At 42.1% G+C, this 23,349-nt stretch carries 22 protein-coding genes and 1 tRNA gene; 10 read left to right on the forward strand and 13 right to left on the reverse strand.

Going from position 1 to position 23,349, the window contains the following annotated elements; all coding sequences use genetic code 11:
* Window positions 1-235: 235 nt before the first annotated feature.
* Window positions 236-320: transfer RNA gene (locus tag Xinn_RS04665), tRNA-Leu, on the reverse strand.
* Window positions 321-709: 389 nt separating this feature from the next.
* Here Xinn_RS04665 and ampH point away from each other — a divergent pair.
* Window positions 710-1,969, forward strand: a complete 1,260-nt coding sequence (gene ampH, locus Xinn_RS04670) for a D-alanyl-D-alanine-carboxypeptidase/endopeptidase AmpH (RefSeq protein ID WP_086955200.1) — start codon at window positions 710-712, stop codon at window positions 1,967-1,969.
* A gap of 61 nt (window positions 1,970-2,030) precedes the next feature.
* Here the strand turns inward: ampH and Xinn_RS04675 are convergent, their stop codons facing one another.
* From Xinn_RS04675 to lptF, 3 genes are all read right to left on the reverse strand, one after another.
* A complete protein-coding gene (locus Xinn_RS04675; RefSeq protein ID WP_086955199.1) occupies window positions 2,031-2,798 on the reverse strand; it encodes a hypothetical protein in 768 nt (255 codons plus the stop codon).
* A 337-nt stretch (window positions 2,799-3,135) separates the two neighbouring features.
* Window positions 3,136-4,212 (reverse strand): LPS export ABC transporter permease LptG, encoded by a 1,077-nt coding sequence (lptG, locus tag Xinn_RS04680; protein ID WP_086955198.1) that lies wholly within the window; start codon window positions 4,210-4,212, stop codon window positions 3,136-3,138.
* Window positions 4,212-5,312, reverse strand: coding sequence for an LPS export ABC transporter permease LptF (gene lptF / locus Xinn_RS04685; RefSeq protein WP_086955197.1), 1,101 nt, complete (start codon window positions 5,310-5,312; stop codon window positions 4,212-4,214). Before lptF ends, lptG begins: the two co-directional genes overlap by 1 nt.
* 279 nt (window positions 5,313-5,591) lie before the next feature.
* Between lptF and pepA the strand changes: the two genes are divergently transcribed.
* The 3 genes from pepA (at window position 5,592) to Xinn_RS04700 (ending at window position 10,678) form a co-directional block, all read left to right on the forward strand.
* On the forward strand, window positions 5,592-7,100 hold the full coding sequence (gene pepA, locus Xinn_RS04690) for a leucyl aminopeptidase (RefSeq protein WP_086955196.1): 1,509 nt from the start codon (window positions 5,592-5,594) through the stop codon (window positions 7,098-7,100).
* A gap of 202 nt (window positions 7,101-7,302) precedes the next feature.
* Window positions 7,303-7,767: a DNA polymerase III subunit chi gene (locus Xinn_RS04695; protein WP_086955195.1), complete on the forward strand. Its 465-nt coding sequence runs from the start codon at window positions 7,303-7,305 to the stop codon at window positions 7,765-7,767.
* A gap of 13 nt (window positions 7,768-7,780) precedes the next feature.
* Window positions 7,781-10,678 carry a valine--tRNA ligase gene (locus Xinn_RS04700; RefSeq protein ID WP_086955194.1) on the forward strand — a complete coding sequence of 966 codons (2,898 nt, stop codon included), beginning with the start codon at window positions 7,781-7,783 and terminating at the stop codon, window positions 10,676-10,678.
* A gap of 55 nt (window positions 10,679-10,733) precedes the next feature.
* On the opposite strand, the gene Xinn_RS04705 is transcribed toward Xinn_RS04700, so the two are convergent.
* From Xinn_RS04705 to Xinn_RS04725, 5 genes are read right to left on the reverse strand one after another with little or no spacing between them, the layout of a single operon-like run.
* Window positions 10,734-11,735 (reverse strand): FAD-binding oxidoreductase, encoded by a 1,002-nt coding sequence (locus tag Xinn_RS04705; protein ID WP_086955193.1) that lies wholly within the window; start codon window positions 11,733-11,735, stop codon window positions 10,734-10,736.
* Window positions 11,736-11,748: 13 nt separating this feature from the next.
* The gene (locus tag Xinn_RS04710; RefSeq protein ID WP_086955192.1) at window positions 11,749-12,636 is read right to left on the reverse strand and encodes a sugar phosphate isomerase/epimerase family protein; all 888 of its coding nucleotides are present in this window, start codon (window positions 12,634-12,636) and stop codon (window positions 11,749-11,751) included.
* Between the two features lie 11 nt (window positions 12,637-12,647).
* Window positions 12,648-13,673, reverse strand: a complete 1,026-nt coding sequence (locus Xinn_RS04715; protein WP_086955191.1) for a LeuA family protein — start codon at window positions 13,671-13,673, stop codon at window positions 12,648-12,650.
* Window positions 13,651-13,995, reverse strand: coding sequence for an AzlD domain-containing protein (locus Xinn_RS04720; protein ID WP_086955190.1), 345 nt, complete (start codon window positions 13,993-13,995; stop codon window positions 13,651-13,653). Before Xinn_RS04720 ends, Xinn_RS04715 begins: the two co-directional genes overlap by 23 nt.
* 2 nt (window positions 13,996-13,997) lie before the next feature.
* Window positions 13,998-14,672 carry an AzlC family ABC transporter permease gene (locus Xinn_RS04725; protein ID WP_169923526.1) on the reverse strand — a complete coding sequence of 225 codons (675 nt, stop codon included), beginning with the start codon at window positions 14,670-14,672 and terminating at the stop codon, window positions 13,998-14,000.
* A gap of 467 nt (window positions 14,673-15,139) precedes the next feature.
* Between Xinn_RS04725 and Xinn_RS04730 the strand changes: the two genes are divergently transcribed.
* The 4 genes from Xinn_RS04730 (at window position 15,140) to Xinn_RS04745 (ending at window position 18,322) form a co-directional block, all read left to right on the forward strand.
* Complete coding sequence (locus Xinn_RS04730; protein ID WP_086955188.1) at window positions 15,140-15,913, forward strand: amino acid ABC transporter substrate-binding protein; 774 nt, start codon at window positions 15,140-15,142, stop codon at window positions 15,911-15,913.
* A gap of 139 nt (window positions 15,914-16,052) precedes the next feature.
* Window positions 16,053-16,760 carry an amino acid ABC transporter permease gene (locus tag Xinn_RS04735; RefSeq protein WP_086955187.1) on the forward strand — a complete coding sequence of 236 codons (708 nt, stop codon included), beginning with the start codon at window positions 16,053-16,055 and terminating at the stop codon, window positions 16,758-16,760.
* On the forward strand, window positions 16,744-17,508 hold the full coding sequence (locus Xinn_RS04740) for an amino acid ABC transporter ATP-binding protein (protein ID WP_086955186.1): 765 nt from the start codon (window positions 16,744-16,746) through the stop codon (window positions 17,506-17,508). Before Xinn_RS04735 ends, Xinn_RS04740 begins: the two co-directional genes overlap by 17 nt.
* 40 nt (window positions 17,509-17,548) lie before the next feature.
* Window positions 17,549-18,322, forward strand: coding sequence for an amino acid ABC transporter substrate-binding protein (locus Xinn_RS04745; protein WP_086955185.1), 774 nt, complete (start codon window positions 17,549-17,551; stop codon window positions 18,320-18,322).
* A gap of 215 nt (window positions 18,323-18,537) precedes the next feature.
* On the opposite strand, the gene Xinn_RS04750 is transcribed toward Xinn_RS04745, so the two are convergent.
* Window positions 18,538-18,957 carry a hypothetical protein gene (locus Xinn_RS04750; RefSeq protein WP_086955184.1) on the reverse strand — a complete coding sequence of 140 codons (420 nt, stop codon included), beginning with the start codon at window positions 18,955-18,957 and terminating at the stop codon, window positions 18,538-18,540.
* A 580-nt stretch (window positions 18,958-19,537) separates the two neighbouring features.
* Here Xinn_RS04750 and Xinn_RS04755 point away from each other — a divergent pair.
* Window positions 19,538-20,041 (forward strand): GNAT family N-acetyltransferase, encoded by a 504-nt coding sequence (locus Xinn_RS04755; RefSeq protein ID WP_086955183.1) that lies wholly within the window; start codon window positions 19,538-19,540, stop codon window positions 20,039-20,041.
* 53 nt (window positions 20,042-20,094) lie between these two features.
* Here Xinn_RS04755 and rraB read toward each other — a convergent pair whose 3' ends face one another.
* Window positions 20,095-20,526 carry a ribonuclease E inhibitor RraB gene (gene rraB, locus Xinn_RS04760; RefSeq protein WP_086955182.1) on the reverse strand — a complete coding sequence of 144 codons (432 nt, stop codon included), beginning with the start codon at window positions 20,524-20,526 and terminating at the stop codon, window positions 20,095-20,097.
* 229 nt (window positions 20,527-20,755) lie between these two features.
* Between rraB and argF the strand changes: the two genes are divergently transcribed.
* A complete protein-coding gene (argF, locus tag Xinn_RS04765; RefSeq protein WP_086955181.1) occupies window positions 20,756-21,769 on the forward strand; it encodes an ornithine carbamoyltransferase in 1,014 nt (337 codons plus the stop codon).
* Window positions 21,770-21,839: 70 nt separating this feature from the next.
* On the opposite strand, the gene Xinn_RS04770 is transcribed toward argF, so the two are convergent.
* Both Xinn_RS04770 and Xinn_RS04775 read right to left on the reverse strand, forming a co-directional pair.
* Window positions 21,840-22,460 carry a LysE family translocator gene (locus Xinn_RS04770; RefSeq protein WP_086955180.1) on the reverse strand — a complete coding sequence of 207 codons (621 nt, stop codon included), beginning with the start codon at window positions 22,458-22,460 and terminating at the stop codon, window positions 21,840-21,842.
* 119 nt (window positions 22,461-22,579) lie between these two features.
* Window positions 22,580-23,344 (reverse strand): nucleotidyltransferase domain-containing protein, encoded by a 765-nt coding sequence (locus tag Xinn_RS04775; protein WP_086956560.1) that lies wholly within the window; start codon window positions 23,342-23,344, stop codon window positions 22,580-22,582.
* Window positions 23,345-23,349: the final 5 nt, after the last annotated feature.

Raw genomic sequence — 23,349 nt, forward strand, 5'->3', positions numbered from 1 at the left:
CGTGGTTTTGATTTATTGTTTGGCGACGATTATCAGATCATAAATGAAGCCTTTTTTCTATCTAAAAATAAACGGTTATTGCTTAAGATCCTGTCTATGAGGTGCCCCTAATTATGCCCCTTGCTGCATGTTGATTGCAACGGACTACAATGGACGTCAGGATAACGAAGTGTCTTGATTTATTGGGGTTTTCAGGGAATTTGTAGACTTGAATGGACGTTGAGAAACTTGCTAATGGTGCCGAAGGCCGGACTCGAACCGGCACACCCGAAGGCGGTTGATTTTGAATCAACTGCGTCTACCGATTTCGCCACTTCGGCACTGAAAGGGGTCGGAAAACGAGAGTCATTATACTTGCCAGAAGACCATTCGCAACATTTATCCTTCCAATTTCGTTCAAGTGACGAAAAAAAAAGCAAACACAATAACTTTCATGTAAAATCGCTCAAATTTAAGGCTGTATTATTCTATGTAACATAAATCAACCTTTTATAACTTCTTTTCACCAATAGACAACCTATAAACACCTTATATAATTCAAAATAAAAACACTGTTATTGAGGTAAATCAGTATGACGCTTATGAATTGGATTTTCGCAGGTATTCTGCTGGGTTTTGTTATCGGTGCCGTTATTGCGATATTTAAGAAGAATAAATAACGGTTTGGCTTCCCCCCATGCGTTACGCTCCCTGATTGGTTAACCCGAATATGAACAAACGGCTCTATAAATTTTGTGTTATTTCCGCTCTATCATTAGCGCTTTCAGCCTGTTCCGCTTCTGGGAATTCACACCAGAACAAAACGTTGCAATCAAGTAACTCAAGTAAACAGCCGACAAAATGGGAAGTATTTGATGGCGATGCTGCAAACAGGAAAATGGCTTCAGCATTGGTGGGAAAGTATGCCCAGTCAATCTTTAGTGAAGGCAATCCGCTAGGTATGGCAATGGTGGTGATTGATAATAATCAGGTTATGCATCACAGTTTTGGGGAAACTTATCCGGGGAGTGGTATAAAACCCAACCAGAACTCTTTAATTCGCATTGCCTCAATCACCAAATTGATGACCAGTGAAGTCATGATCAAGCTGGCAGAGCAAAAGCGTATTAAAATCACCGATCCATTGCAAAAATACACCTATCATAATGTACATATACCAAACTTCGGTCTCGGTCAGCCTATCCGGTTATATCATCTGGCCAGCCACACCAGTGGGTTACCCCGAGAGCAACCCGGCGGGAAATGGGGACGTCCGGTATTTATCTGGCCGACTCAGTCCAATCGATGGGACTGGCTGAAAAATGCAGAGCTAGAGACTGCTCCCGGCACAACTGCTTCTTATTCTAATCTGGCCTACGATTTATTAGCAGATGCCCTTTCCAAAGCGACGGGAGAACCTTATTCCCGCCTTCTGCAAGAAGAAATCACTCTTCCTTATCATATGAAAGATACAACTCTGACACCGACCCCTGCCCAGTGTGCACGGTTAATGGAAGGGATAAAATCCAGCCCTTGTCTCAATACCATCGCCGCAGCAGGCAGCGGAGGCATTTATTCTACCCCTGCCGATATGCAGCGCTGGATGCAACAGTTTTTGTCCTCTCACAATCAGTTGAGAAAACAGACTGCCAGCCGTGAACAGGGCATTTATTTTAAACGCGCTGAACTGGCTTCAATCAAAGGAATGGATGTAGCAGGAAAAGCCGATGGCATCGGGCTTGGCTGGGTTTATATGAACAGCAGGAAGGATATTCCGGGCATCTATCAGAAAACCGGTGGTGGTGGCGGGTTCAATACTTATATGGCGATGATCCCTGAACAGAATATCGCGGTCTTTGTGGTCATGACGCGTAAAGAACACAGTAAGTTTCATCAGGTGACTAAAGGGGTTAATGAACTGGTTACTGCTCTGGCACAGAATCACAACCAAACTCCAGAGCCAACGGTGATGGAACTGGTAAAAAAATAGTCTGATAAAGAATAACAGCCTGAGTTCACATCATTAAAACTCAGGCTGTATCGGATAAGAATTAACGAAAATCATTGATATTTGTGCTCGATTTCCCATTACAAAAAAATACTCTGGATGAAAGAACAAACGGTAGTTGAACAGGTTCACAAGAATCAAAGCGTTTTTCAATATTAACGAATGAATCCCATAACTTTCTTTTTATCTCATCTATAGTTATACCATAGCCCTTATCAAACCGACTGCTAAGTCCGAACAACATTCGATTTACATCATGGGGATATACAGATGTTAGTAAGTCTTTAGGTCTTTCATCATATCTAAGAAATCTCACAGGCTTCCTTTCCAAAGCTGCCAAAAATATTTTTCTATTAGCTGCCACAAACCTACCTTCCTGTTTATAATGATGAGCAAACCCACGCGTTATCGTATCATAATCAGCAGTATTTATTACTACTTTTCCTTTATAAGCTTCGACGATAACTCGATCTGGGTTAGGTAGTAATTGAGAAAATCTTCCTGCAAAAGAGATTCCGCCTCTATACCATAACTTATCTCCCGCATAGCAAATTAGCAGACGAATATGCCTATAGTTACCAAGATCATTACCAACATATTGATTTAAGATAGATACTAATTTTCTTGGCCCCATCTGAAATGAAGAGCCTCCTAGGCCTAGAGTGCCCAAATGTCCCGTTGGTATCGCATGACCGAATATTTCAAACTCTACACCATGCCCCACTATAGTTAAACGAGGTTCACCAGTTGCGTTATGTGGAACATCTTCAAAAAGATAGAATCCTTCCGGGAAAAATTTAAGGTATTTCATACAAAAAACCTCACATTAGCGACTCGACGAAATAGCTATATTTATTTCAATGGAATACTATAATATTTAGTGTCTTAATGATATTCACTGGCTTTCAGTAAAGCCGCGTAATTATTTAACCAAAAAATAAAAGTTAATAATTAAGTTATGGGTAAAGATCGTGGTTGAAGTGTCATCAAAAAGTAGTGAATTTATAGTAAACAATTAGTAACAAAAGTAAATTAATTTATTTACCAGTAATGAATATTTTTATTATTCAAAGAATTAAAAAAATCGCCTCTACCATTCAAAGTAGAGGCGATTAAAATAAAATGGATTATTTATCAAAAAGTTATTGTTATTTTCTACGCAAAAGCAAGTAAACACTCACCACAAAGAACAGCAGACTTGGCAACAACGCGCCCAATACCGGTGGCATGCTATAAACCAGACTGAGCGGGCCGAATATCTCATTGAGGACATAGAAAACAAAACCTGAGCTGATCCCGACCACGACCCGGAACCCCATCGGAACACTACGCAACGGGCCGAAGATAAAGGAAAGTGCCATCAGCATCATGACCGCCACAGATAACGGAGCGAAGACCTTTTTCCACATGTTAAGCTCGTAGCGTCCGGCATCCTGCTGACTCTGTTTCAGGTAAGTGATGTATTGATGCAGACCACGAATGGAAAGCGCTGTAGGCTCAAGAGAAACAACGCCCAGTTTTTCGGGTGTTAATCTGCTTTCCCAGTCAGCAGAAATATGCTGCGAACCCGTAATCCGGCCAAACTGACTTAAATTGGATTCTTCCACCTGAGATAATTTCCAGCGTGAGTTTTCAGCATCATATACCGCAGATGCCGCATACTGTACTGACTGAAGTTTCTTGTTTTTATCAACATGATAGATACTGATGCCGTTCAGGGAATTATCCTTCCCAACACTCTGAATGTAGACAAAATCATTACCATCTTTTGCCCAAAGCCCTTTGCTGGTAGACATCAAAGAACCACCATACATCTTTTGTGAACGGAAGTTACGGGCGATTTGTTCCCCTTGTGGCGCTACCCACTCACCAATCACCATTGTCAGCAAAACCAGCGGGATAGCCGTTTTCATTACCGAACCGGCAACCTGAAGACGGGTAAACCCAGAAGCCTGCATTACCACAAGCTCACTGCGGGTTGCCAACGCCCCTAACCCCAAAAGTGCGCCCAGCAAAGCAGCCATCGGGAAGAAAATCTGGATATCTTTAGGAACACTCAGCAAGGTATAAATACCGGCAGAAAGGGCAGTATATTCCCCCTGCCCGACTTTGCGCAGCTGATCGACAAATTTAATAATGCCGGACAACGACACCAGAGTGAACAGTGTCATCAGAATGGTTTGCAGGATTGTCCGCCCGATATATCTATCTAATACACCAAACATCAGGCCGCTCCTTGAGTCTTAAAGCGTGAACGCAGTTTACGCATCGCAGTGGTATCCCATACGTTGAGCACCAGCGCCAGAGCAAAATAGACACAGTTAACCAGCCACATCCAGACCATAGGATCAAGTTTACCCTTACTGCCATTGGAGCGCAGGGAACTTTGCAGCAGGAAGAAAATCAGATAGAGCAACATGGCTGGCAGCATACTGATTACGCGCCCCTGCCGCGGGTTAACCGCACTGAGCGGAACAACCATCAGTGCCATAATCAGGACTGAAACAATCAGGGTCAGACGCCAGTGGAGTTCAGCGCGGGAATCGTTATCATTGCTATGCCACAACTGATCCATTGATTTTTGTTCAACTTTACCGCTGTCTACCTCAGGGCTTCTGTGCCCGATAACTGCCCGGTAGTCTTTAAAGTCAGTAATGCGGAAATCACGTAACAAGGCTGTTCCTTCGTAACGTGTTCCTTCATGAAGTACCGCAACCTGATTTCCGTTGGATAACTCTTCCATATGCCCGCCATCAGCGAGAACTATCGAGGGCCGCTGATTTTGAGTCGGGCGAAGCTGGGCAAGGAAAACATTCTCAAAATTATTTCCTTTGACGTTACCGATATACAGCACCATATTGCCATCTCTGGAAGGTTTAAACTGCCCTTCCATGATTGCAGCAAGGCTCGGGTTTGCTTTCGCATCTGCCAGCACTTGTTCCTGATATTTGGATGACCACGGAGTGAACCAGATAACGTTGGCGGCTGCCAGCATTGCAGTGAACAGAGCCAGAATGAGGGCGGATTTTACCAACACGCTTTTACCCAAACCGCAGGCATGCATGACGGTAATTTCGCTTTCCGTATAGAGTTTGCTAAATGTCATTAACACCCCGAGAAACAGACTCAGGGGCAAAATGAGCTGCGCCATCTCCGGCACACCTAACCCTAACAAAGATAAAACTAAATTTGCGGGAATATTACCTTCCACCGCCGCGCCCAATACCTCAACTAATTTCTGACTGAAAAAGATCAGCAATAAGATGAAAAGTATTGCGATTTGACTTTTCAGGGTTTCCCGTACCAGATATCTAATGATGATCACGCTTATTACGCCTGTGAAAACTTGTCTTTTTGCAGGAAAGTCGCTAACTTCGTCGTATATCTACCATTTATATGAATCAGTTTGGCTTCCCCGTAGCTAAAATGATACCAAAGCATTCCCTATATTTGTTCTTATTAGAGCATACTTATCGTTGGCTAAGTATCTAAAATTAATATGCTCAGCTTAACATAACAGAGAACTTTATTTGGGATGATTTAATGCGGAACATGGTATTTTAGCGATTGTATCTGTCTTTGTCTTTAAGATTCAGGAGAACGCATGGAGTTTAGTGTAAAAAGCGGTAGCCCGGAGAAACAACGCAGTGCGTGCATTATTGTCGGCGTATTTGAACCACGCCGTCTTTCCCCTATCGCAGAACAACTTGACAAAATAAGTAACGGTTATATCAGTGCCTTACTGCGCCGCGGTGAACTTGAAGGCAAAGTGGGTCAGACCCTGCTGCTGCATCATGTTCCCAATGTGCTGTCTGAGCGCATTCTGCTGGTTGGTTGCGGAAAAGAGCGTGAACTGGATGAGCGCCAGTATAAGCAGATTATCCAGAAAACCATCAGCACCCTCAATGAAACCGGTTCAATGGAAGCTGTCTGTTTCCTGACTGAGTTACACGTCAAAGGGCGTAATAACTATTGGAAAGTACGTCAGGCGGTCGAGACAGCAAAAGAATCACTGTACGTCTTTGATCAACTAAAGAGCAGCAAAAATGAACTGCGTCGCCCTCTGCGTAAGATGGTCTTCAATGTACCAACCCGACGCGAGCTGACCAGCGGTGAGCGTGCCATCCAGCATGGTCTTGCTATCGCCGCCGGAATTAAGGCGACAAGAGATCTGGTTAATATGCCGCCGAATATCTGTAATGCAGCGTACCTTGCATCACAGGCACGCCAGCTTGCTGACAGCGCTGACAATCTGGTTACCAAAGTTATTGGTGAAGAACAGATGAAAGAGCTGGGCATGAATGCTTATCTGGCGGTAGGTCAGGGCTCTCAGAACGAGTCTCTGATGTCAGTAATCGAATATAAAGGCAGTAAAGACCCTAATACGAAACCTATCGTATTAGTGGGCAAAGGGCTGACTTTCGATTCCGGTGGTATTTCTCTCAAACCAGCCGACGGCATGGAAGATATGAAATTCGACATGGGTGGCGCAGCTTCTGTTTATGGCGCTATGCGCATTGTTGCAGAGCTGCAATTACCCATCAATGTCATCGGCGTTCTGGCCGGATGCGAAAATATGCCCGGTGGCCGTGCCTATCGCCCCGGTGATATTTTGACAACCATGTCTGGTCAGACCGTTGAAGTCACCAATACCGATGCGGAAGGTCGTCTGGTGCTGTGCGATGCACTGACTTATGTTGAACGTTTCGAACCAGAGCTGGTTATTGATGTTGCCACGCTGACAGGTGCATGTATGATCGCACTGGGCAGTCATTACACCGGTTTGATGTCCAATCATAACCCTTTGGCACATGAACTGCTGAATGCGTCAGAACAGGCAGGTGATCGTGCATGGCGTCTGCCGTTAGGTGACGAATTCAGCGAACAGTTGGAGTCCAATTTTGCGGATATGGTGAACGCATGCGGGCGCCTCGGCGGTGCAATTACAGCCGGTGCTTTCCTCGCTCGCTATACAACCAAATACAATTGGGCACATCTGGATATCGCCGGTACGGCATGGCGTGCAGGTAAAACCAAAGGAGCAACAGGTCGTCCGGTTGCACTATTAGCACAATTCCTGTTAAATCGTGCAGGTCTTAATGCTGATGATTAATACCACATCGCTATTGTTTTTTGCATAAACTGTTTGCGTAAAAACATAGCGTATACCCAACAGATTTCGGGCTATAACCTGAAAGATGATGGCTATAAAAAAGGTATTAAAGAGAAGGGTATTGCGGCAGCAATACCCTTTTTCCTTTACCTTACCTATCATTTACATTTTTCTGTAACCTATTTTCGATAATCATGAGACTATGAAAAACGCCACTTTCTATTTATTGGAAAAAATGTTACCGGAAAAATCATCGTCTTCAGATGATTTACAGCCACATGAATGGCTGGCATGTCAGCTTGCCGCTGACCAATGGCGTGCAGGGAAGCGGGTTCTGATTGCTTGTGAAAGCCAGCAGCAGGCCGAGACGCTGGATGAAGCCCTATGGCAGCGAGAGCCGAGTCAGTTTGTGCCACACAACCTTGCAGGAGAAGGCCCCCGCTATGGTGCCCCTGTAGAATTGTGCTGGCCGCAGAAAAGAGGCAATGCTCCCCGTGATATTCTGATAACACTGCTTCCTCATTTTGCAGACTTTGCCACAGCTTTCCATGAAGTGGTAGACTTCGTCCCTATTGATGAAAATCTGAAACAGTTAGCTCGCGAACGATATAAATCCTATCGTAGCGTCGGCTTTAATTTGACCATGGCAACCCCGCCAACCTATTAAATATCAAGATAAAATGGAAAAGACACCCGCTACTAAAACGCAATCTGAGCCATCTCTCGATAAAACGTATAATCCGACAGAGATAGAGCAACCTCTTTACAATCACTGGGAAAAAAGTGGTTATTTCAAGCCGAATGATGATACCAGCCGTGAAAGCTTCTGCATCGTCATTCCGCCACCAAATGTAACCGGCAGCCTGCATATGGGGCACGCCTTCCAGCAGACTATCATGGATACGATGGTGCGTTATCAGCGTATGCAGGGCAAAAACACCCTGTGGCAGGTCGGTACTGACCACGCCGGTATCGCAACACAAATGGTTGTTGAGCGCAAAATCGCAGCAGAAGAAAACAAAACCCGCTACGATTATGGCCGCGATGCCTTTATTGACAAGATTTGGCAATGGAAAGCGGAATCCGGTGGCACAATCACTAACCAGATGCGCCGTCTGGGTAACTCTGTGGATTGGGAGCGTGAACGCTTCACCATGGATGAGGGGTTATCAAAAGCCGTTAAAGAAGCCTTCGTTCGCATGTATCAGGATGACCTGATTTATCGTGGCAAGCGTCTGGTTAACTGGGACCCGAAACTACGCACTGCAATTTCTGATATCGAAGTTGAAAACCGCGAAGTAAAAGGTTCAATGTGGTATCTGCGTTACCCATTAGCTGACGGTGCGAAAACAGCCGAAGGCAAAGATTACCTGATTGTTGCCACAACCCGCCCGGAAACAATGCTGGGAGATACCGGTGTTGCCGTTAACCCGGAAGACCCGCGTTATAAAGATTTGATTGGCAAAGAAATCATTCTGCCGCTCGTCAACCGTCGTATTCCTATTGTCGGCGATGAACACGCCGATATGGAAAAAGGCACCGGCTGTGTGAAAATCACTCCGGCGCACGATTTCAATGACTATGAAGTTGGTAAGCGTCACAGCCTGCCGATGATCAATATCTTGACACTCGATGGTGATATCCGCGAAGCCGCAGAAGTATTCAATACCAATGGTGAAGCCTCTGACGCTTACCCAACAGAGATCCCCGCTGAATATCGTGGCATGGAGCGTTTTGCTGCCCGTAAAGCTATCGTTGCTGAATTCGAGAAACTGGAGCTTCTGGTAGAAATCAAACCTCATGATCTGACTGTTCCTTATGGTGATCGCGGCGGTGTAGTTATCGAACCAATGCTGACTGACCAGTGGTATGTCCGCACGGCTCCACTGGCAAAAGTGGCGATTGAAGCCGTTGAAAATGGCGATATCCAGTTCGTACCAAAACAGTACGAGAACATGTACTACTCTTGGATGCGTGATATTCAGGACTGGTGTATTTCCCGTCAATTGTGGTGGGGCCACCGCATTCCTGCATGGTATGACGCAGAAGGCAATGTCTATGTTGGTCGTGATGAAGAAGAAGTCCGTCGCGAAAACAATCTGGGTGCAGATATTACGCTGACTCAGGATGATGATGTACTGGATACCTGGTTCTCTTCCGGTCTGTGGACATTCTCCACTCTCGGCTGGCCTGAGCAGACTGAAGCCCTGAAAACGTTCCATCCGACAGACGTGCTGGTCAGTGGCTTCGATATCATCTTCTTCTGGATTGCCCGCATGATCATGATGACCATGCACTTCATCAAAGATGAAAATGGCAAGCCTCAGGTACCATTCAAGACGGTCTATATGACGGGTCTTATCCGCGATGAAGAAGGCCAGAAAATGTCTAAATCCAAAGGGAACGTTATCGACCCGCTGGATATGATTGATGGTATTCCGCTGGAAACTCTGCTGGAAAAACGCACCGGTAATATGATGCAGCCACAAATGGCTGAGAAAATCCGCAAGCGTACTGAAAAACAGTTCCCGGAAGGCATTGAAGCCCACGGCACTGACGCCCTGCGTTTCACCCTGGCGGCTCTGGCTTCTACCGGTCGTGATATTAACTGGGATATGAAGCGCCTACAGGGTTATCGCAACTTCTGTAATAAACTTTGGAACGCCAGCCGTTTCGTGCTGATGAACACCGAAGGACAGGATTGTGGTCAGAATGGTGGTGAAATGTCACTGTCACTGGCAGATCGCTGGATTCTGGCGGAGTTCAACCAGACAGTAAAAGCCTACCGCGAAGCGCTGGATACTTACCGTTTCGACATCGCTGCCAATATTCTTTACGAATTCACATGGAACCAATTCTGTGACTGGTATCTGGAACTGTCCAAACCAGCGATCAATAAAGGTACTGAAGCAGAAGTCCGCGCAGCGCGTCATACTCTGATTGAAGTGCTGGAAGGTCTGTTGCGTCTGGCTCATCCAATCATTCCATTCATCACCGAAACCATCTGGCAACGCGTGAAAGTCGTTAAAGGTATTGATGCGGATACCATCATGCTGCAATCTTTCCCTGAGTTCGATCAGGCGAAGGTTGATGAGCTGGCGCTTAACGATCTGGAGTGGATTAAAGAAGCGATCATTGCGGTACGTAATATCCGTGCAGAAATGAACATCGCACCAAGCAAGCCACTGGAGGTTATGCTGCGGGATGCAAATGGCGATGCGCAACGCCGTGTAGCTGAAAACCTTACCTTCATTCAGGCAATGGGCCGTCTTTCCTCTGTTACCGTTCTGGCAACAGGAGAAGAAGCACCTGTTTCTGTGACCAAACTGATTGACGGAGCAGAAGTTCTGATCCCGATGGCTGGTCTGGTAGATAAGGATGCCGAACTGGCGCGTCTGGATAAAGAAATCGAGAAACTGGATAAAGAAATCAGTGGCATCGAAGTCAAACTGTCCAATGAAGGGTTTGTCAGCCGAGCACCAGAAGCCGTTGTTGCCAAAGAACGTGAGCGTCTGGCGACAAACAACGCTGCTAAAGAAAAATTACTGGCACAAAAAGAGACTATTGCCGCCCTGTAATATCTTCTGAATAACATTAAGCCACTACAAAAAATGTAGTGGCTTTTTTTGCCTGTCAACTATTCGGATAGAATACATCAACATGAATATAATCTTCATGCAGTTGATAATTCTCTTTTAATAACTCAGACATATCATTAATCATATTGGGAGAGCCACACATATAGACTTCTATTTCATCCTTCAGGCCAATTTCTTTTTTAAAAATATCCTGCACATATCCATAATGGATACCAGAACAAACTTCTTCATCTGACCGTGATAACGCCATATGGAAATGGAAATTTCCCAGTGTATTTTGCCAATTATCGACAATCTCAGAAAAATAGTGATCGGCCTTTCGCCTTCCTCCCCAAAAAAGATGAATATTTCGCTCATTGAACATACCAGATTCTATTATGGATTTTATCGGAGCAAACCCTGTTCCTGTCGCAACAAAAACAATATCCCTCTCTTCCTCATGATAGCCAGAAATAAAGTCACCATAAGGCCCGTATATCCACAATACATCATTGACTGTAAGTTTTTCACAAATCAGGTCTGAAAAAACACCATTTTTATTCTTAGCGACATGAATCTCAACATATCCATCATCTTTCGGAATATTAGCAATAGAATAATACCGGTATTTTCCATTGGGGACTTCTATCCCAATATATTGCCCCGGAGTAAAATTCATCTTAGATCTTTTTGATAAGTTGAATCTTATAACCGTAATTCCGGGGGATCTTTTTATGTCACATATAACAGCCCCTTCTTTGGCATTTGAAATAACATTATTATCACCATCCGCCTCACAAACAATATTGCTTTTGGCAATAGCGCAACATGGCAAAAAGTAATTGTCATCTAATTCTTTTTTTGTTAATCCAATTTTATTTCCGACCGTATATTCTACATCACCGGATAATAATTTTAACTTACAGACCCGGCAGGCTCCCAACCGACAACCATTTTTTAAAGAGTGTCCGTTAAGCTCAGCCTGTTCTAATATAGTCAGGTTTTCATCAGAAAAGAATTCGATCTCAGCTTTATTAATTCTAACAGTATGTTTCATATTACAATTAAAATCATTCCATACTATTCAGGCATTCAACATATTTCTTCCCTGCGGCAATAAACTCTTCAGGTGAAAAACCACCGCCTGATTCTTCAATAATAAAATTCCCTTGATAGCCTTCACTCACCATATAGGATAATACTTTGTGGTAATCAAAGTTGCCTTCATCTAGCGGTAAGTGAACATGTTCACCATTCAGCACATCATTGAAGTGTGCATTTTTGATGTAGGGAAGAATTCTTTTTAATGTTTCATTATATTCTCTGGTACTGTTTTTATGCATAAATGATTCAAAATGCACGATATCCAACGTCAGGAAAACACCATACTGATGGCATAAAATTTCATGTTGCTCATGACTTAGCACAATATACTTTTCTCTATCACTTCCGGTATTTTCCAGCAGGATTGTCATACCATTTTCTTTTGCAACTGCGGATAATTTCTCGATAGATTTAGACAACTGCTGAAAGTCAAAATCAGATATCCCATTATCATCAAACTCCAGATAACCGGGATGAATAGTAATATACTCAGCACCAATTTTCTTCGCTTCATAAATGAACGATTCAAGATAATCAACAGCAATAATCCTGTCCAACTCTTCACCATTCGCAATATCTGTTTTTATACCGATATAAGGCGCATGGACAGAATAATAAAGACCATTATCTTCTTTTAACTTATTTAATACAGTAACTTTCTCATTCCATTTCTCAGGATGATAATCAATTAAATCTCTTAGTTCTTTTTCAAACTCAATTTCAATTCTCTTAAAATCTTTACTTAATTGTTCAACCAAAATATCTATATCTGCCGGATTTTCAAAAATGTTTGTTGAAAAACCTATGTTTTGAGAAAAACGGTGCTGAGAAAAACTGTTTTGAGAAAAATGCATAACTATTCCTATTAAATATCTTGCTGAGAAATTTTACTGCTTGATAGTCTGTTAAAATAAAATTTTCTTTCCAACCCTAATGTATCAGGATTGATAAATTCGTAAGTCTCAGGGAATTTCTTAATCCCATTTTGATGAATACCTGCACAGGTTGAAAATGCATACTCACCTAATAAGGGTTTATTCGGATGAGGCAGTTTATTTATGATTTCATAATAAAAATTACATAGGTCAATGAGATCTTTCATATCAATATCTGCTTTAAACCTATTTTTGTATTCACTTCTATAAGAGAGAATTGCCATGATTTCTTCAAATGAAGCATTACCACAGCGCTCTCCGACACCTCCCAATGTCACCTGTACTTCATCGGCTCCGGCATCCATTGCACTGATTGAGTTAGCAACTGCCAACCCTAAGTCATTGTGACAATGTACAGAAAGCCGTATATTTGGAAACTTATTTTTAAAATAGCTAATAAGATTACTTATATATAGTGGTGTGGCACAGCCTGTTGTATCTGCAAAGCAGATATCATTGACATGATAAGATGCCAATAACTCAATTTTCTCTTCTAAAAGGTCGAAGCTTCCCCTTGATGAGTCTTCTAAAATAGCTGATATTTTACCTGTATAATCACTATTAGCTATATATTCCAAAGAGTCTTTCAGCATTAATAATATACTGTCTTTGGTGGAGTCAAACTTTTTTCTGATATGTATTTCTGAACCAACACACAGCAAGTTTAATTTAGTTTTTTTAAATCGGCTTAAAGCTAAAATTGTTCTTTTAATATCATCTGGTTTTAATCGGCATAAAGAAGCAATATAGGTATCTTTGAAGTTTATATTAGATGATGCAGCTTCATAAAAAAATCTTTCGCTATTCTCATCTGTTACCATGCCAATTTCTATAGTATCAACACCTAAATCAATTAAACGTGGTAACAACTTCAACTTTTTTTCATTCGAGAGTAAATACCCAATCCCCTGCTCACCATCTCTCAATGTTGTATCAAAAAAACATATTTTTTTCATTCACCCACCATGATATTAATGTAAATAAAACAGATGATATAATTAAGCTCTTCAATATAGAGCCTGTGTGTTTACTGATAAAATAAGCGGTTAAAACAGTAATAATTGCAAGAGCATAATTAATTTCAAAATGATTAATTAACTCGCTAATCTTTATATTACCAAGAGAGATATTTACAATAATACTTCCAAGTATGAAACAGACTGAATAATCTAAAGATGTAATCAGAAACCCATCTTTTTTGATTTTTTTGTTACCCATTAAGAATGGTATCACCCTCAGAAGGTAACTTATTGCTCCCATCAACAATATCATAATCATATTCAGACTCTCTTTTTAATTTTTAATTCATAAAATGCGATGCACATTCCAACCATAATGGGTATCGCTATATCCATAAGCTGAATATTTAATTCATTTATAAATGGCGCACATAATCCCCCAATCAACGTAGCAAAAACGGACAAATCTTTTCCGGCCCGTTTAGCGGTAAGAGACGAAAAATGGATCGGAATTAACATCACCAGAAAAAGAGAGATTGAATCATAATTCAGGTAGCCTGAGGATACATACCCCAATAGTGTCGCAAAGACAGCAATAATAAAACTAGGGATGGATACACCCAGATAATAATTAAACTGTGCTTTTCCTTCAGGGATCTTCTCCGAGACTAAATGAGCGTGAGTTACAGTGTATGTACTGGCGCTGAATGCCAACATTGACACAACTACCTGGCTTTTCGGAATGCCCTGAAAATACTGTGACATCACCATCGACATCAGAAAGAAACGAAAGTTAATGATCAGGGTTAATATTATCACTGATAAAAATGCGCCATCAGCAAGATAATTAATTACAGCAACCTGCAAAGGTGCAGCAAAAGTGAATACAGACCCTACCATTGTCTCTATTAATGAGATTCCTTTATTTTGATACAGAGCACCTACAGATGCAAAAATGAGGAAAAAAGAGATACAGACAGGTAATGAATCTAACATTCCTTTTCTGAATAAGGAGTTTTGCATTGAGCACCAACTTTTAATATCAATAAATTCATATCTAAAATCACGACATGAAAAAACATTACATTAAAAAAAATGGTGCTTCAATGTTTTTGATACCACCTAGTTGAGAACAATTATTATTAATGCTATATACGTATTTAATTCTTTTTCTTTAATATTAATTGAACATTTAAACAGCCAAAACAAAGTCCATAAAAATCAACCAGATAAACAAATTAAAAATAAATTGTGTTTTTTTAAAATTATTTCTCTACTGTCAAAAAATGGAATTAATCAACATTAGTTACAAGAACAGGTATAAACTATTAATTTTATCCGTATATTCCCATATGGAAATTAAAATACAACATATAATTTCATATTATATATAAATGATTGGGACTAAAAAAACCGTCATGTATCATGGTTTGAAAATAACTCTCACTATTAAAGAAGGTAAAATGAAAACTCTACACAAGATATTATTGGCTGGAATTATCCAACTTTGCTTTACACACTTAACTTATGCAGAATCGACTCTGAATAAGATCCAATCTTCGGGTGTATTTAAAATAGGAACAGAAGGCGCTTATGCGCCATTCAGTTATCACGACACTTCAGGGAAATTAACCGGGTTTGATGTGGAAATCGGCCGTGAAATTGCCCGGCGAATGAAAGTAGAACCTGAATTTATTGAGGGTAAATGGGATGGGCTGATTGCAGGTCTGGATGCCGGGCGCTCAGATGCGGTTATGAACCAGATTGCCATTACTCCCGAACGCCAGAAAAAATATATTTTTTCCCTGCCCTATGTAATTTCAGAAGCAGTCCTGATTACCAAAACCGATAACAATACCATTAAAACGTTTAATGATTTAAAAGGCAGAACCTCTGCCCATACTTTAACCAATAACTTTGCCCAGATTGCCCGCCAACACGGTGCAGAAATTATCGGCACCAATGGTTTTAATCAGGAAATTGAGCTTGTCAGTACGGGGCGTGCAGATGCAACCATCAACGATAAGCTGTCTTATCTCGACTATAAAAAACACCGCCCGGAAGCACCGGTAAAAATTGTAGCAGCCGATACTAATGCGGCACAGACTGCCGTGCTCCTGCGCAAAAACGATACCGAGCTAAAGGCCGCAGTTGATAAAGCGATTACGGAGATCAACGCTGACGGCACTTATCAGCGCATCTGGGATAAGTATTTTATGTCCTCACTTATACACTAGGATTTCAAGAGCCAACGCGAAAGACAGCGAGCGTATCAGTTCTAAGCTATAACTTTATTGTATATAACGATGTTCTCTTATTGCCATATCATCATTAAAACAAACTTATAAAAAATAAATACTTTTTTAGGAACGATATATGACACCATCCTGGCTCAGCTTAGCACTGGATTCTCTTTGGCCGATGATTTACGCGGGTCTGACATTCACCATTCCCCTGACGCTGATCACATTTGCCCTTGGCCTTACGCTGGGGTTTATCGTAGCTCTGATAAGGCTTTACGGACCTAAACCATTGGTTGCAGTCGTGCGTTTTTATGTCTGGCTGATCCGCGGAACACCATTATTGGTGCAACTGTTTCTGATATTTTATGCGCTGCCCAGCATCGGCATTACTCTTGAAGCATTCACCTCTGCCGTGATTGGCTTTACTCTGAATGTCGGTGCTTACACTTCAGAAGTGATCCGGGCAGCCCTTAATTCGGTTCCTAAAGGGCAATGGGAGGCTTCCCACTCTATTGGTATGAGTTGGTGGCAATCCCTTCGTCGTATCATACTGCCACAAGCAGCAAGAGTGTCTATTCCGCCGCTGTCAAATACCTTTATTTCTCTGGTAAAAGATACCTCACTGGCTTCTGTCATTACCGTACCGGAAATGTTTCTGGCCGCTCAGCGCATCGCTGCTGTGACATACCAGCCTCTGATCCTGTACACCGAAGCAGCTATCCTTTATCTGCTCCTGAGTTCGCTGTTATCAGCACTGCAAACCCGTCTGGAAAACAAGTTCTCCCAGCAATACGCTAAAAACGGCAATAATAAGGAAGTCAAAAATGATTCAGCTCTCTAACATTGAAAAAAGTTTCGACGGACAAAAGGTGCTGAAAAACATTAACCTGACCATAAAGGAAGGTAGTCTGACTGCCCTTATCGGGCCTTCCGGCAGTGGGAAAAGCACCCTGTTACGCTGCATTAATCTGCTGGAAATTCCACAGGCTGGTCAATTGATGCTGGGTAAAGAAAAAATCACTTTTACCGGCAAAGAGCGGCTTTCCCATAAAGAGATCCAGCGCTTTAGTCTGCAAACCGGAATGGTATTCCAGAATTTCCAGCTTTTCCCCCATCTCACTGTGATTGAGAACATCATGGAAGGGCTGATTTGGGTACAGAAATGGCCTCGTGAACGTGCCAGAGAGCGGGCTATGGAGTTACTGGAAAAAGTCGATATGTCCCATAAAGCAGATGTATGGCCAACCACATTATCCGGTGGTCAACAGCAGCGGGTTGCAATCGCCAGAGCGATGGCTCCATCACCAAAAGTATTATTATGTGACGAACCAACTTCAGCACTTGATCCTGAACTATCGAAAGAAGTCGTCTCAGTACTGAAACAACTGGCAGATGAAGGAACAACAATGTTAATGGCAACGCACGATCTGCGTCTGGCCGCTAATCTTGCCCATGATGTTATCTTTCTCGAGTTTGGGGAGATTATCGAATCGGGAAGCGCCAAACATATGTTTACCCGCCCGGATCACCAGCGCACCGTCGAGTTTGTTTCAACGCTGACAGAAACTTTACCGGACTGGCAAATATAGCGAGCCACAACATTTTTAGTTAAACAATTCGGAGAACATAATGAAAGTATTCTTAAAATTGCTGCTGGCTGGTGCCGTTACCCTTGCAATCACTGCTCCCAGCTATGCCGGTAAAGATTTTGATGCCATAAAAGCCTCTGGCGTATTTAAAGTTGGTACAGAAGGGACATATCCTCCATTTACCTACCATGATGCGACCAATAAATTAACTGGCTTTGATGTCGATATCGCCAGAGAAATTGCACGCCGGATGGATGTTAAACCAGAGTTTACGGAAGTGAAATGGGATGGTTTGATTGCAGGTCTGGATGCCAAACGCTTTGACGCCGTTATTAATCAGGTAGGCATTACTCCTGCGCGAGAGGCCAAATTCAGCTTTTCGATCCCTTATACTGTCTCTCAGGTAGCACTTATCACACGGGATAATAATAACAGCATTAAATCTTTTGATGACCTAAAAGGAAAGCGCTCTGCACAATCTCTGACCAGCAATTACGGGCAATTAGCAATATCTTATGGCGCGACACTGGTTAGCACAGATGGCTTTAACCAATCCATTGATTTGGTTGCCACCGGTCGGGCAGATGCCACATTGAATGATCGCCTGTCATTTTTGGATTTCAAAAATCAGCGCCCGAATGCGCCCGTTAAAATTGTCGCTCAACAGACTGATGCCAGCAAATCAGCCGTTTTATTGCGCAAAGGTGATCCTGAATTGGTAGAAGCTATTAATAAAGCATTACAAGGCATGAAAGATGACGGAACTTATGCCCGCATTTCCGAGAAATATTTCGGTATTGATATTTCGAAATAAATAATTAACTGATTAATCAGATTATATCCTTCAATTGCATTATCTTTTGCAAAGTGTCGGATATAATCCGATTCTTATCATAATTGATCTTATACACAATGGATTTCAAGTTGCATCGCGCCGGCAAGGGAACAAATCCCCGGGAGCATAGATTAACTATGTAACCGTAGCCAACAAAGAGGCAGCTAAAAGATGAAGTGTATATATATTTATTGTTACCAAGCATCCGGACCAATCCATAATGTACTAATCTCATTATCAGTGTGCTCACATTGAGCATATATTTTTTGCCCGGAAGAAGCAGCATAAAGGGCATTACTCAGAAAAGCCTTACCTAAAAGAGTATTATCTGTATATTTTATCCAGTAAAACTCATTAGATTTTGCATCCTTAGCAACACTGACCCCTATGCGATATGGATCTTCCCTATCATATCCAGTCGCTACAGAAAGAATATAGCCCTTATATGGCTTACCCTGTACACAACTCTTTCCAAACTGAATATTAGGAGGATGCTTATAATTATTATTAGGTTGTGAATTTCCTACTTGATTATATGAAATCGCTTCTGCTATACCGCAGGTCACTAAAATACCACATGCAAATAAACAAGAAATACCATTAAATAACTTCATATTAACCCCTAATTAAAAATTTATTATTTTAACATCAAGAATGAGTATCATAATTAGTGATAAAAATAATACATTTACGTATGAAGCAATAAACATAAAACAAAAGAAAATTTAATATCAATTAAATAAGATCCATTAAAAATATAGAAAACATCATTTAGATAATAAGTTAACAAAAACCAGATAGGGACAACATTACAACCAAGGTTACTATATCTATATAGTATAGTACCGATATGGTACTTTTGTCATTTTTTCATGGCTAAATTTTCAATATTTAACAAAATAAGATAATAACTTTAATAATCAGTCACCTTCATGGAAATGAATTGACTTTAATCTAAATCAGGATATGTATAGCAGTTTAACTTCAACACATTGATTAAAAATGGATAAAGCAAAATAACTTTATCACCAGATATCACACTTTTGGGTTGGCATTGAATTAAATCTTACAACTGTTTACGATATCTTCGGTAAATTTATCGAATTAATCCATACTGTTACCAGATTATTATCTCAAGCGCTTGGCAAAATTTTTAACCCGTACCCAAAAATAAAAAGACATAATGAGAAAACAATGATTAAAAACACAACACCTAACTACGTCATCCGCCTCATTACTCAACAAGATAACCCAGATATTGCAGCCATTATTCGCGAGGTATCCGCCGAACATGGTTTAACGGCTGATAAAGGATTCGCCGTTGCTGACCCTATTCTGGATACTCTCTACGAAGTTTATAGTCAGCCCCGCAGTGCGTACTGGGTTGTTGAAATGGCGGGAAAGGTCGTCGGAGGCGGAGGCGTTGCCCCACTAACAGGTGGTGATCATAATACCTGCGAGCTGCAAAAAATGTATCTTTCATCAGCATTACGGGGCATGGGCGTTGCCAAGCAAATCGTCAGGCAATCTCTGGAATTCGGAGCAGAACAGGGCTTCACTCGCTGTTATTTAGAAACAACAGAAAACCTGAAAGCAGCTATCGCTCTGTATGAAAAACTGGGATTCAGTTACCTTGATGCACCACTGGGTAATACCGGACACAGTGATTGTGAGGTCAGAATGGTCAGGGAGTTGTAAGGCCATAATAATATGCCCCGCGTGAACCGTGGGGCAAATGCGATTGAAAAAACTCAGTGTAATCTGGGTTCATCTTCTTCAGGGAAGAGATCGCCTATATCATCTTCATCATCTTCATCATCTGGCGCATTAGGGTCTTCAAAATAAGTCCCCCAGCCATCATAATTCACACCAATTTTCTCAGCCAGATCCATCAACTGCTCAACCTGTACAATGATCAGATCAGCATCCAGACGGCTTTCACTAATCACGTCGCAGCACATCAAAATAACGCGATCTTCTGTTTCCAGCTCTTCTGCATCTGTTACTTCATAACCAAGTTTAAATGCTTCAACAGCCGCTTTTTCCAGAAGATCAAAGTCTTCTGCTGAAAAATGGTGTTCAATGATATAAAGCGCATCAGGATCACTGCCATCTTCCAATAACTCTTCGATGATCAAGCGAGTTTCTTCACGCTGTTCTTCCAGTGCATGTGGGTCTGCCATGCCAATCCCCCTGTCAGTTGGCTATCCTGTTCCGCATTCTCCCATCTTTTACTTACAAAGGATATAGCTATCCCATGTTGTTAAACCAAAAGTACAGGCCTTAAGTACCGAATCACAATTCTGCTGGCTCTTCTTAAATCTTCAATACACACTACAGCACTTGCAATAAGATTTTTTATTGATATATATTGCATATTAATTCATTTCCATCTTGTAGGGATAATGCCGCATGAATCCATTTTTCCACTGCCACTTTCTGAGATTACTTGACTATAAGCCTGAGGAAATTGAAATTTTCTTATCCTTGTCTACGGAATTAAAAACGAATAAAAAATCAGGTAAAGAAATTCCTCTACTGGTAGGAAAGAATATCGCCCTGATTTTTGAGAAAGATTCCACCCGCACACGCTGTGCATTTGAGGTTGCAGCACATGATCAAGGGGCAAATGTCACCTATTTAGGCCCCAGCGGCAGCCAGATTGGGCATAAAGAGTCGATCAGGGATACAGCAAGGGTTCTCGGGCGTTTGTATGATGGTATTCAGTACCGTGGTTATGGGCAGACAATCGTCGATACACTGGCAAAATATGCCGGTGTTCCCGTCTGGAATGGCCTGACGGATGAATTCCATCCAACTCAGCTATTAGCCGATCTGCTGACCATGCAGGAACACAGTAAAAAGCCATTCACCGAAATGAAACTGGCCTATCTGGGCGATGCCCGTAATAACATGGGTAATACATTGCTGGAAGCGGCTGCATTGACGGGGCTGGATGTGCGGCTGGTTGCGCCAAAAACCTGCTGGCCGGATGCACAATTGGTTAATGAATGCCAAGCACAGGCAATAGCGACTGGCGGAAAAATCACACTGACGGAAGATATTGCCACTGGCGTACAGGATGTGGATTTCCTTTACACCGATGTCTGGGTCTCAATGGGTGAACCGAAAAACGTCTGGCAGGAGCGCATTAAATTATTAGCTCCTTATCAGGTTAATATGGATATTATAAAAATGACGAAAAACCCAGATGTGAAATTCCTGCACTGTCTCCCGGCATTTCATGATGAAGAAACCATTCTGGGTAAACAAATTGCGGAAGAATTCAATTTGTCTGGTGGTCTGGAAGTAACCAATGAAGTTTTTGAATCAAAACACAGTATTGTTTTTGATCAGGCAGAAAACCGCATGCACACCATTAAAGCAGTGATGGTAGCAACATTGGTACAGGAACTGGATTTATGATTAAAGCCTTATGCGGTGCACTTAAGCACCGCTTACAGTTTCACAAAAACAAGTAGCCATCTTCTATCACTCACCGCCGACTTAACGCCAGATTAAACGCAAAAAACAGAAATAACCCTCCTGTCGCCCGGTTCATCCATTTAATGACATTCCCTCGGCGTAAGATATGGGAAAGCGGGCGGGTAGCATAAATCAGCGCTAATGACCATATCGTACCCAGTACGACATGAATGGCGACTAAGCCAAATGTCCAGACTATCGGCGAATGCCCCTGAGGAATAAACTGAGGTAAGAAAGAGACATAAAATACGCCCATCTTTGGATTTAATACGTTTCCCAACATGCCTTTGATAAACCAGTTCGACGTTTTAACCGAAGAAGTGTTTTCGCCACCAAGCTCGGAGTTAGGGCGCAGGATCATCTGGACTCCCAACCAGCATAAATACAGTGCCCCGCACCATTTCAGAATATTAAATGCCAGCTCAGACACCGCAATCAGCGCCCCCAAACCAAATGCCACCATCGCTCCCCAGATAAAGCATCCTGCATCAATCCCAAGAGCTGCCTGAAAAGCTTTCCTACCACCTTCTGCGGCGGCGGTTCTTAAAATCAAAGCTGTATCCAGACCGGGTGTTAATGTTAATAATGTGGCAGCAACCATGAATGCCAGCAGAGAATCCAGAACTGTCATTTTTATCTCCATAGATAAGCGGGCGTAATTGGCTTCATTTTTATTTAATACTGATATATTCGACAGAAACCGCCTTTGTCAACCAAACGCCATTCTCCACCTGATGAAATCAGCATTTTTTATCTATTTTTCATTACCCAACGATTCAAATAACTATCAAGCAATTCCTGATTACGCTCACGATTATCCTTAAGCTCACAACGTATCAGTGTCTGATCCAGTTCTGATTCAATAAAGGCGTGCACTGTCGGTTTACGCGCACCGTATTCTGCCTCATTTGCAGAGCGTTTAATCCGTAACAGGTCTGTAATTTCTGCTTTTAATTGATGATCATAAACTGTACCAGCCACCAGCGTTTCAAAATCTATCGGTGGTACCCCTTTGCCCATCTCAATCCAACGTACCGCCAGTAATGGCCGTAATACATAGAAATATTTTTTTAACCGGACTTCTTCACCCTGCAAATAACCCCGGAAGTTTTTCTTTGCCATAGAAAGATAGTGATAACGCGCTTTCATATCCGAGAAAAAATGTGGCACCATCGTTTTAAGCCCATTAGTTGCAGCCGCGTTAGCATGATAAATAACTGGTGAATCCAGCCACTCCATCAATGCCGGGTTTGCCTGCTTCATGAGTTTTAAGGCCTTACGTAGCTCCCAACCGCTGATATCCAATTCATCACTGATTGGCAGTTCAATAACATCCCGACCCGCTTCCACTTTGAGATACCAATCCACAGGGTGAACATAAATAAACCGCACATCGTAATCGCTGTCCGGTGAGGCAAAACCCCACCCACGGCTACCCGATTCACAGGCGTACAATACTCGTACACCATATTTTTTCTCTATTTTTTCCAGTTCTTTTTTAATACGGCTCCGCATTTCCG

The sequence above is a fragment of the Xenorhabdus innexi genome, from assembly GCF_002632485.1.
Lineage (GTDB): Bacteria > Pseudomonadota > Gammaproteobacteria > Enterobacterales > Enterobacteriaceae > Xenorhabdus > Xenorhabdus innexi.

Coding starts and splice junctions, on each gene's coding strand:
- ampH (WP_086955200.1), top strand. CDS start 710: ATGAACAAACGGCTCTATAAATTTTGTGTTATTTCCGCTCTATCATTA.
- Xinn_RS04675 (WP_086955199.1), bottom strand. CDS start 2,798: ATGAAATACCTTAAATTTTTCCCGGAAGGATTCTATCTTTTTGAAGAT.
- lptG (WP_086955198.1), bottom strand. CDS start 4,212: ATGTTTGGTGTATTAGATAGATATATCGGGCGGACAATCCTGCAAACC.
- pepA (WP_086955196.1), top strand. CDS start 5,592: ATGGAGTTTAGTGTAAAAAGCGGTAGCCCGGAGAAACAACGCAGTGCG.
- Xinn_RS04695 (WP_086955195.1), top strand. CDS start 7,303: ATGAAAAACGCCACTTTCTATTTATTGGAAAAAATGTTACCGGAAAAA.
- Xinn_RS04700 (WP_086955194.1), top strand. CDS start 7,781: ATGGAAAAGACACCCGCTACTAAAACGCAATCTGAGCCATCTCTCGAT.
- Xinn_RS04705 (WP_086955193.1), bottom strand. CDS start 11,735: ATGAAACATACTGTTAGAATTAATAAAGCTGAGATCGAATTCTTTTCT.
- Xinn_RS04710 (WP_086955192.1), bottom strand. CDS start 12,636: ATGCATTTTTCTCAAAACAGTTTTTCTCAGCACCGTTTTTCTCAAAAC.
- Xinn_RS04715 (WP_086955191.1), bottom strand. CDS start 13,673: ATGAAAAAAATATGTTTTTTTGATACAACATTGAGAGATGGTGAGCAG.
- Xinn_RS04720 (WP_086955190.1), bottom strand. CDS start 13,995: ATGATTATGATATTGTTGATGGGAGCAATAAGTTACCTTCTGAGGGTG.
- Xinn_RS04725 (WP_169923526.1), bottom strand. CDS start 14,672: ATGTTAGATTCATTACCTGTCTGTATCTCTTTTTTCCTCATTTTTGCA.
- Xinn_RS04730 (WP_086955188.1), top strand. CDS start 15,140: ATGAAAACTCTACACAAGATATTATTGGCTGGAATTATCCAACTTTGC.
- Xinn_RS04735 (WP_086955187.1), top strand. CDS start 16,053: ATGACACCATCCTGGCTCAGCTTAGCACTGGATTCTCTTTGGCCGATG.
- Xinn_RS04740 (WP_086955186.1), top strand. CDS start 16,744: ATGATTCAGCTCTCTAACATTGAAAAAAGTTTCGACGGACAAAAGGTG.
- Xinn_RS04745 (WP_086955185.1), top strand. CDS start 17,549: ATGAAAGTATTCTTAAAATTGCTGCTGGCTGGTGCCGTTACCCTTGCA.
- Xinn_RS04750 (WP_086955184.1), bottom strand. CDS start 18,957: ATGAAGTTATTTAATGGTATTTCTTGTTTATTTGCATGTGGTATTTTA.
- Xinn_RS04755 (WP_086955183.1), top strand. CDS start 19,538: ATGATTAAAAACACAACACCTAACTACGTCATCCGCCTCATTACTCAA.
- rraB (WP_086955182.1), bottom strand. CDS start 20,526: ATGGCAGACCCACATGCACTGGAAGAACAGCGTGAAGAAACTCGCTTG.
- argF (WP_086955181.1), top strand. CDS start 20,756: ATGAATCCATTTTTCCACTGCCACTTTCTGAGATTACTTGACTATAAG.
- Xinn_RS04770 (WP_086955180.1), bottom strand. CDS start 22,460: ATGACAGTTCTGGATTCTCTGCTGGCATTCATGGTTGCTGCCACATTA.
- Xinn_RS04775 (WP_086956560.1), bottom strand. CDS start 23,344: ATGCGGAGCCGTATTAAAAAAGAACTGGAAAAAATAGAGAAAAAATAT.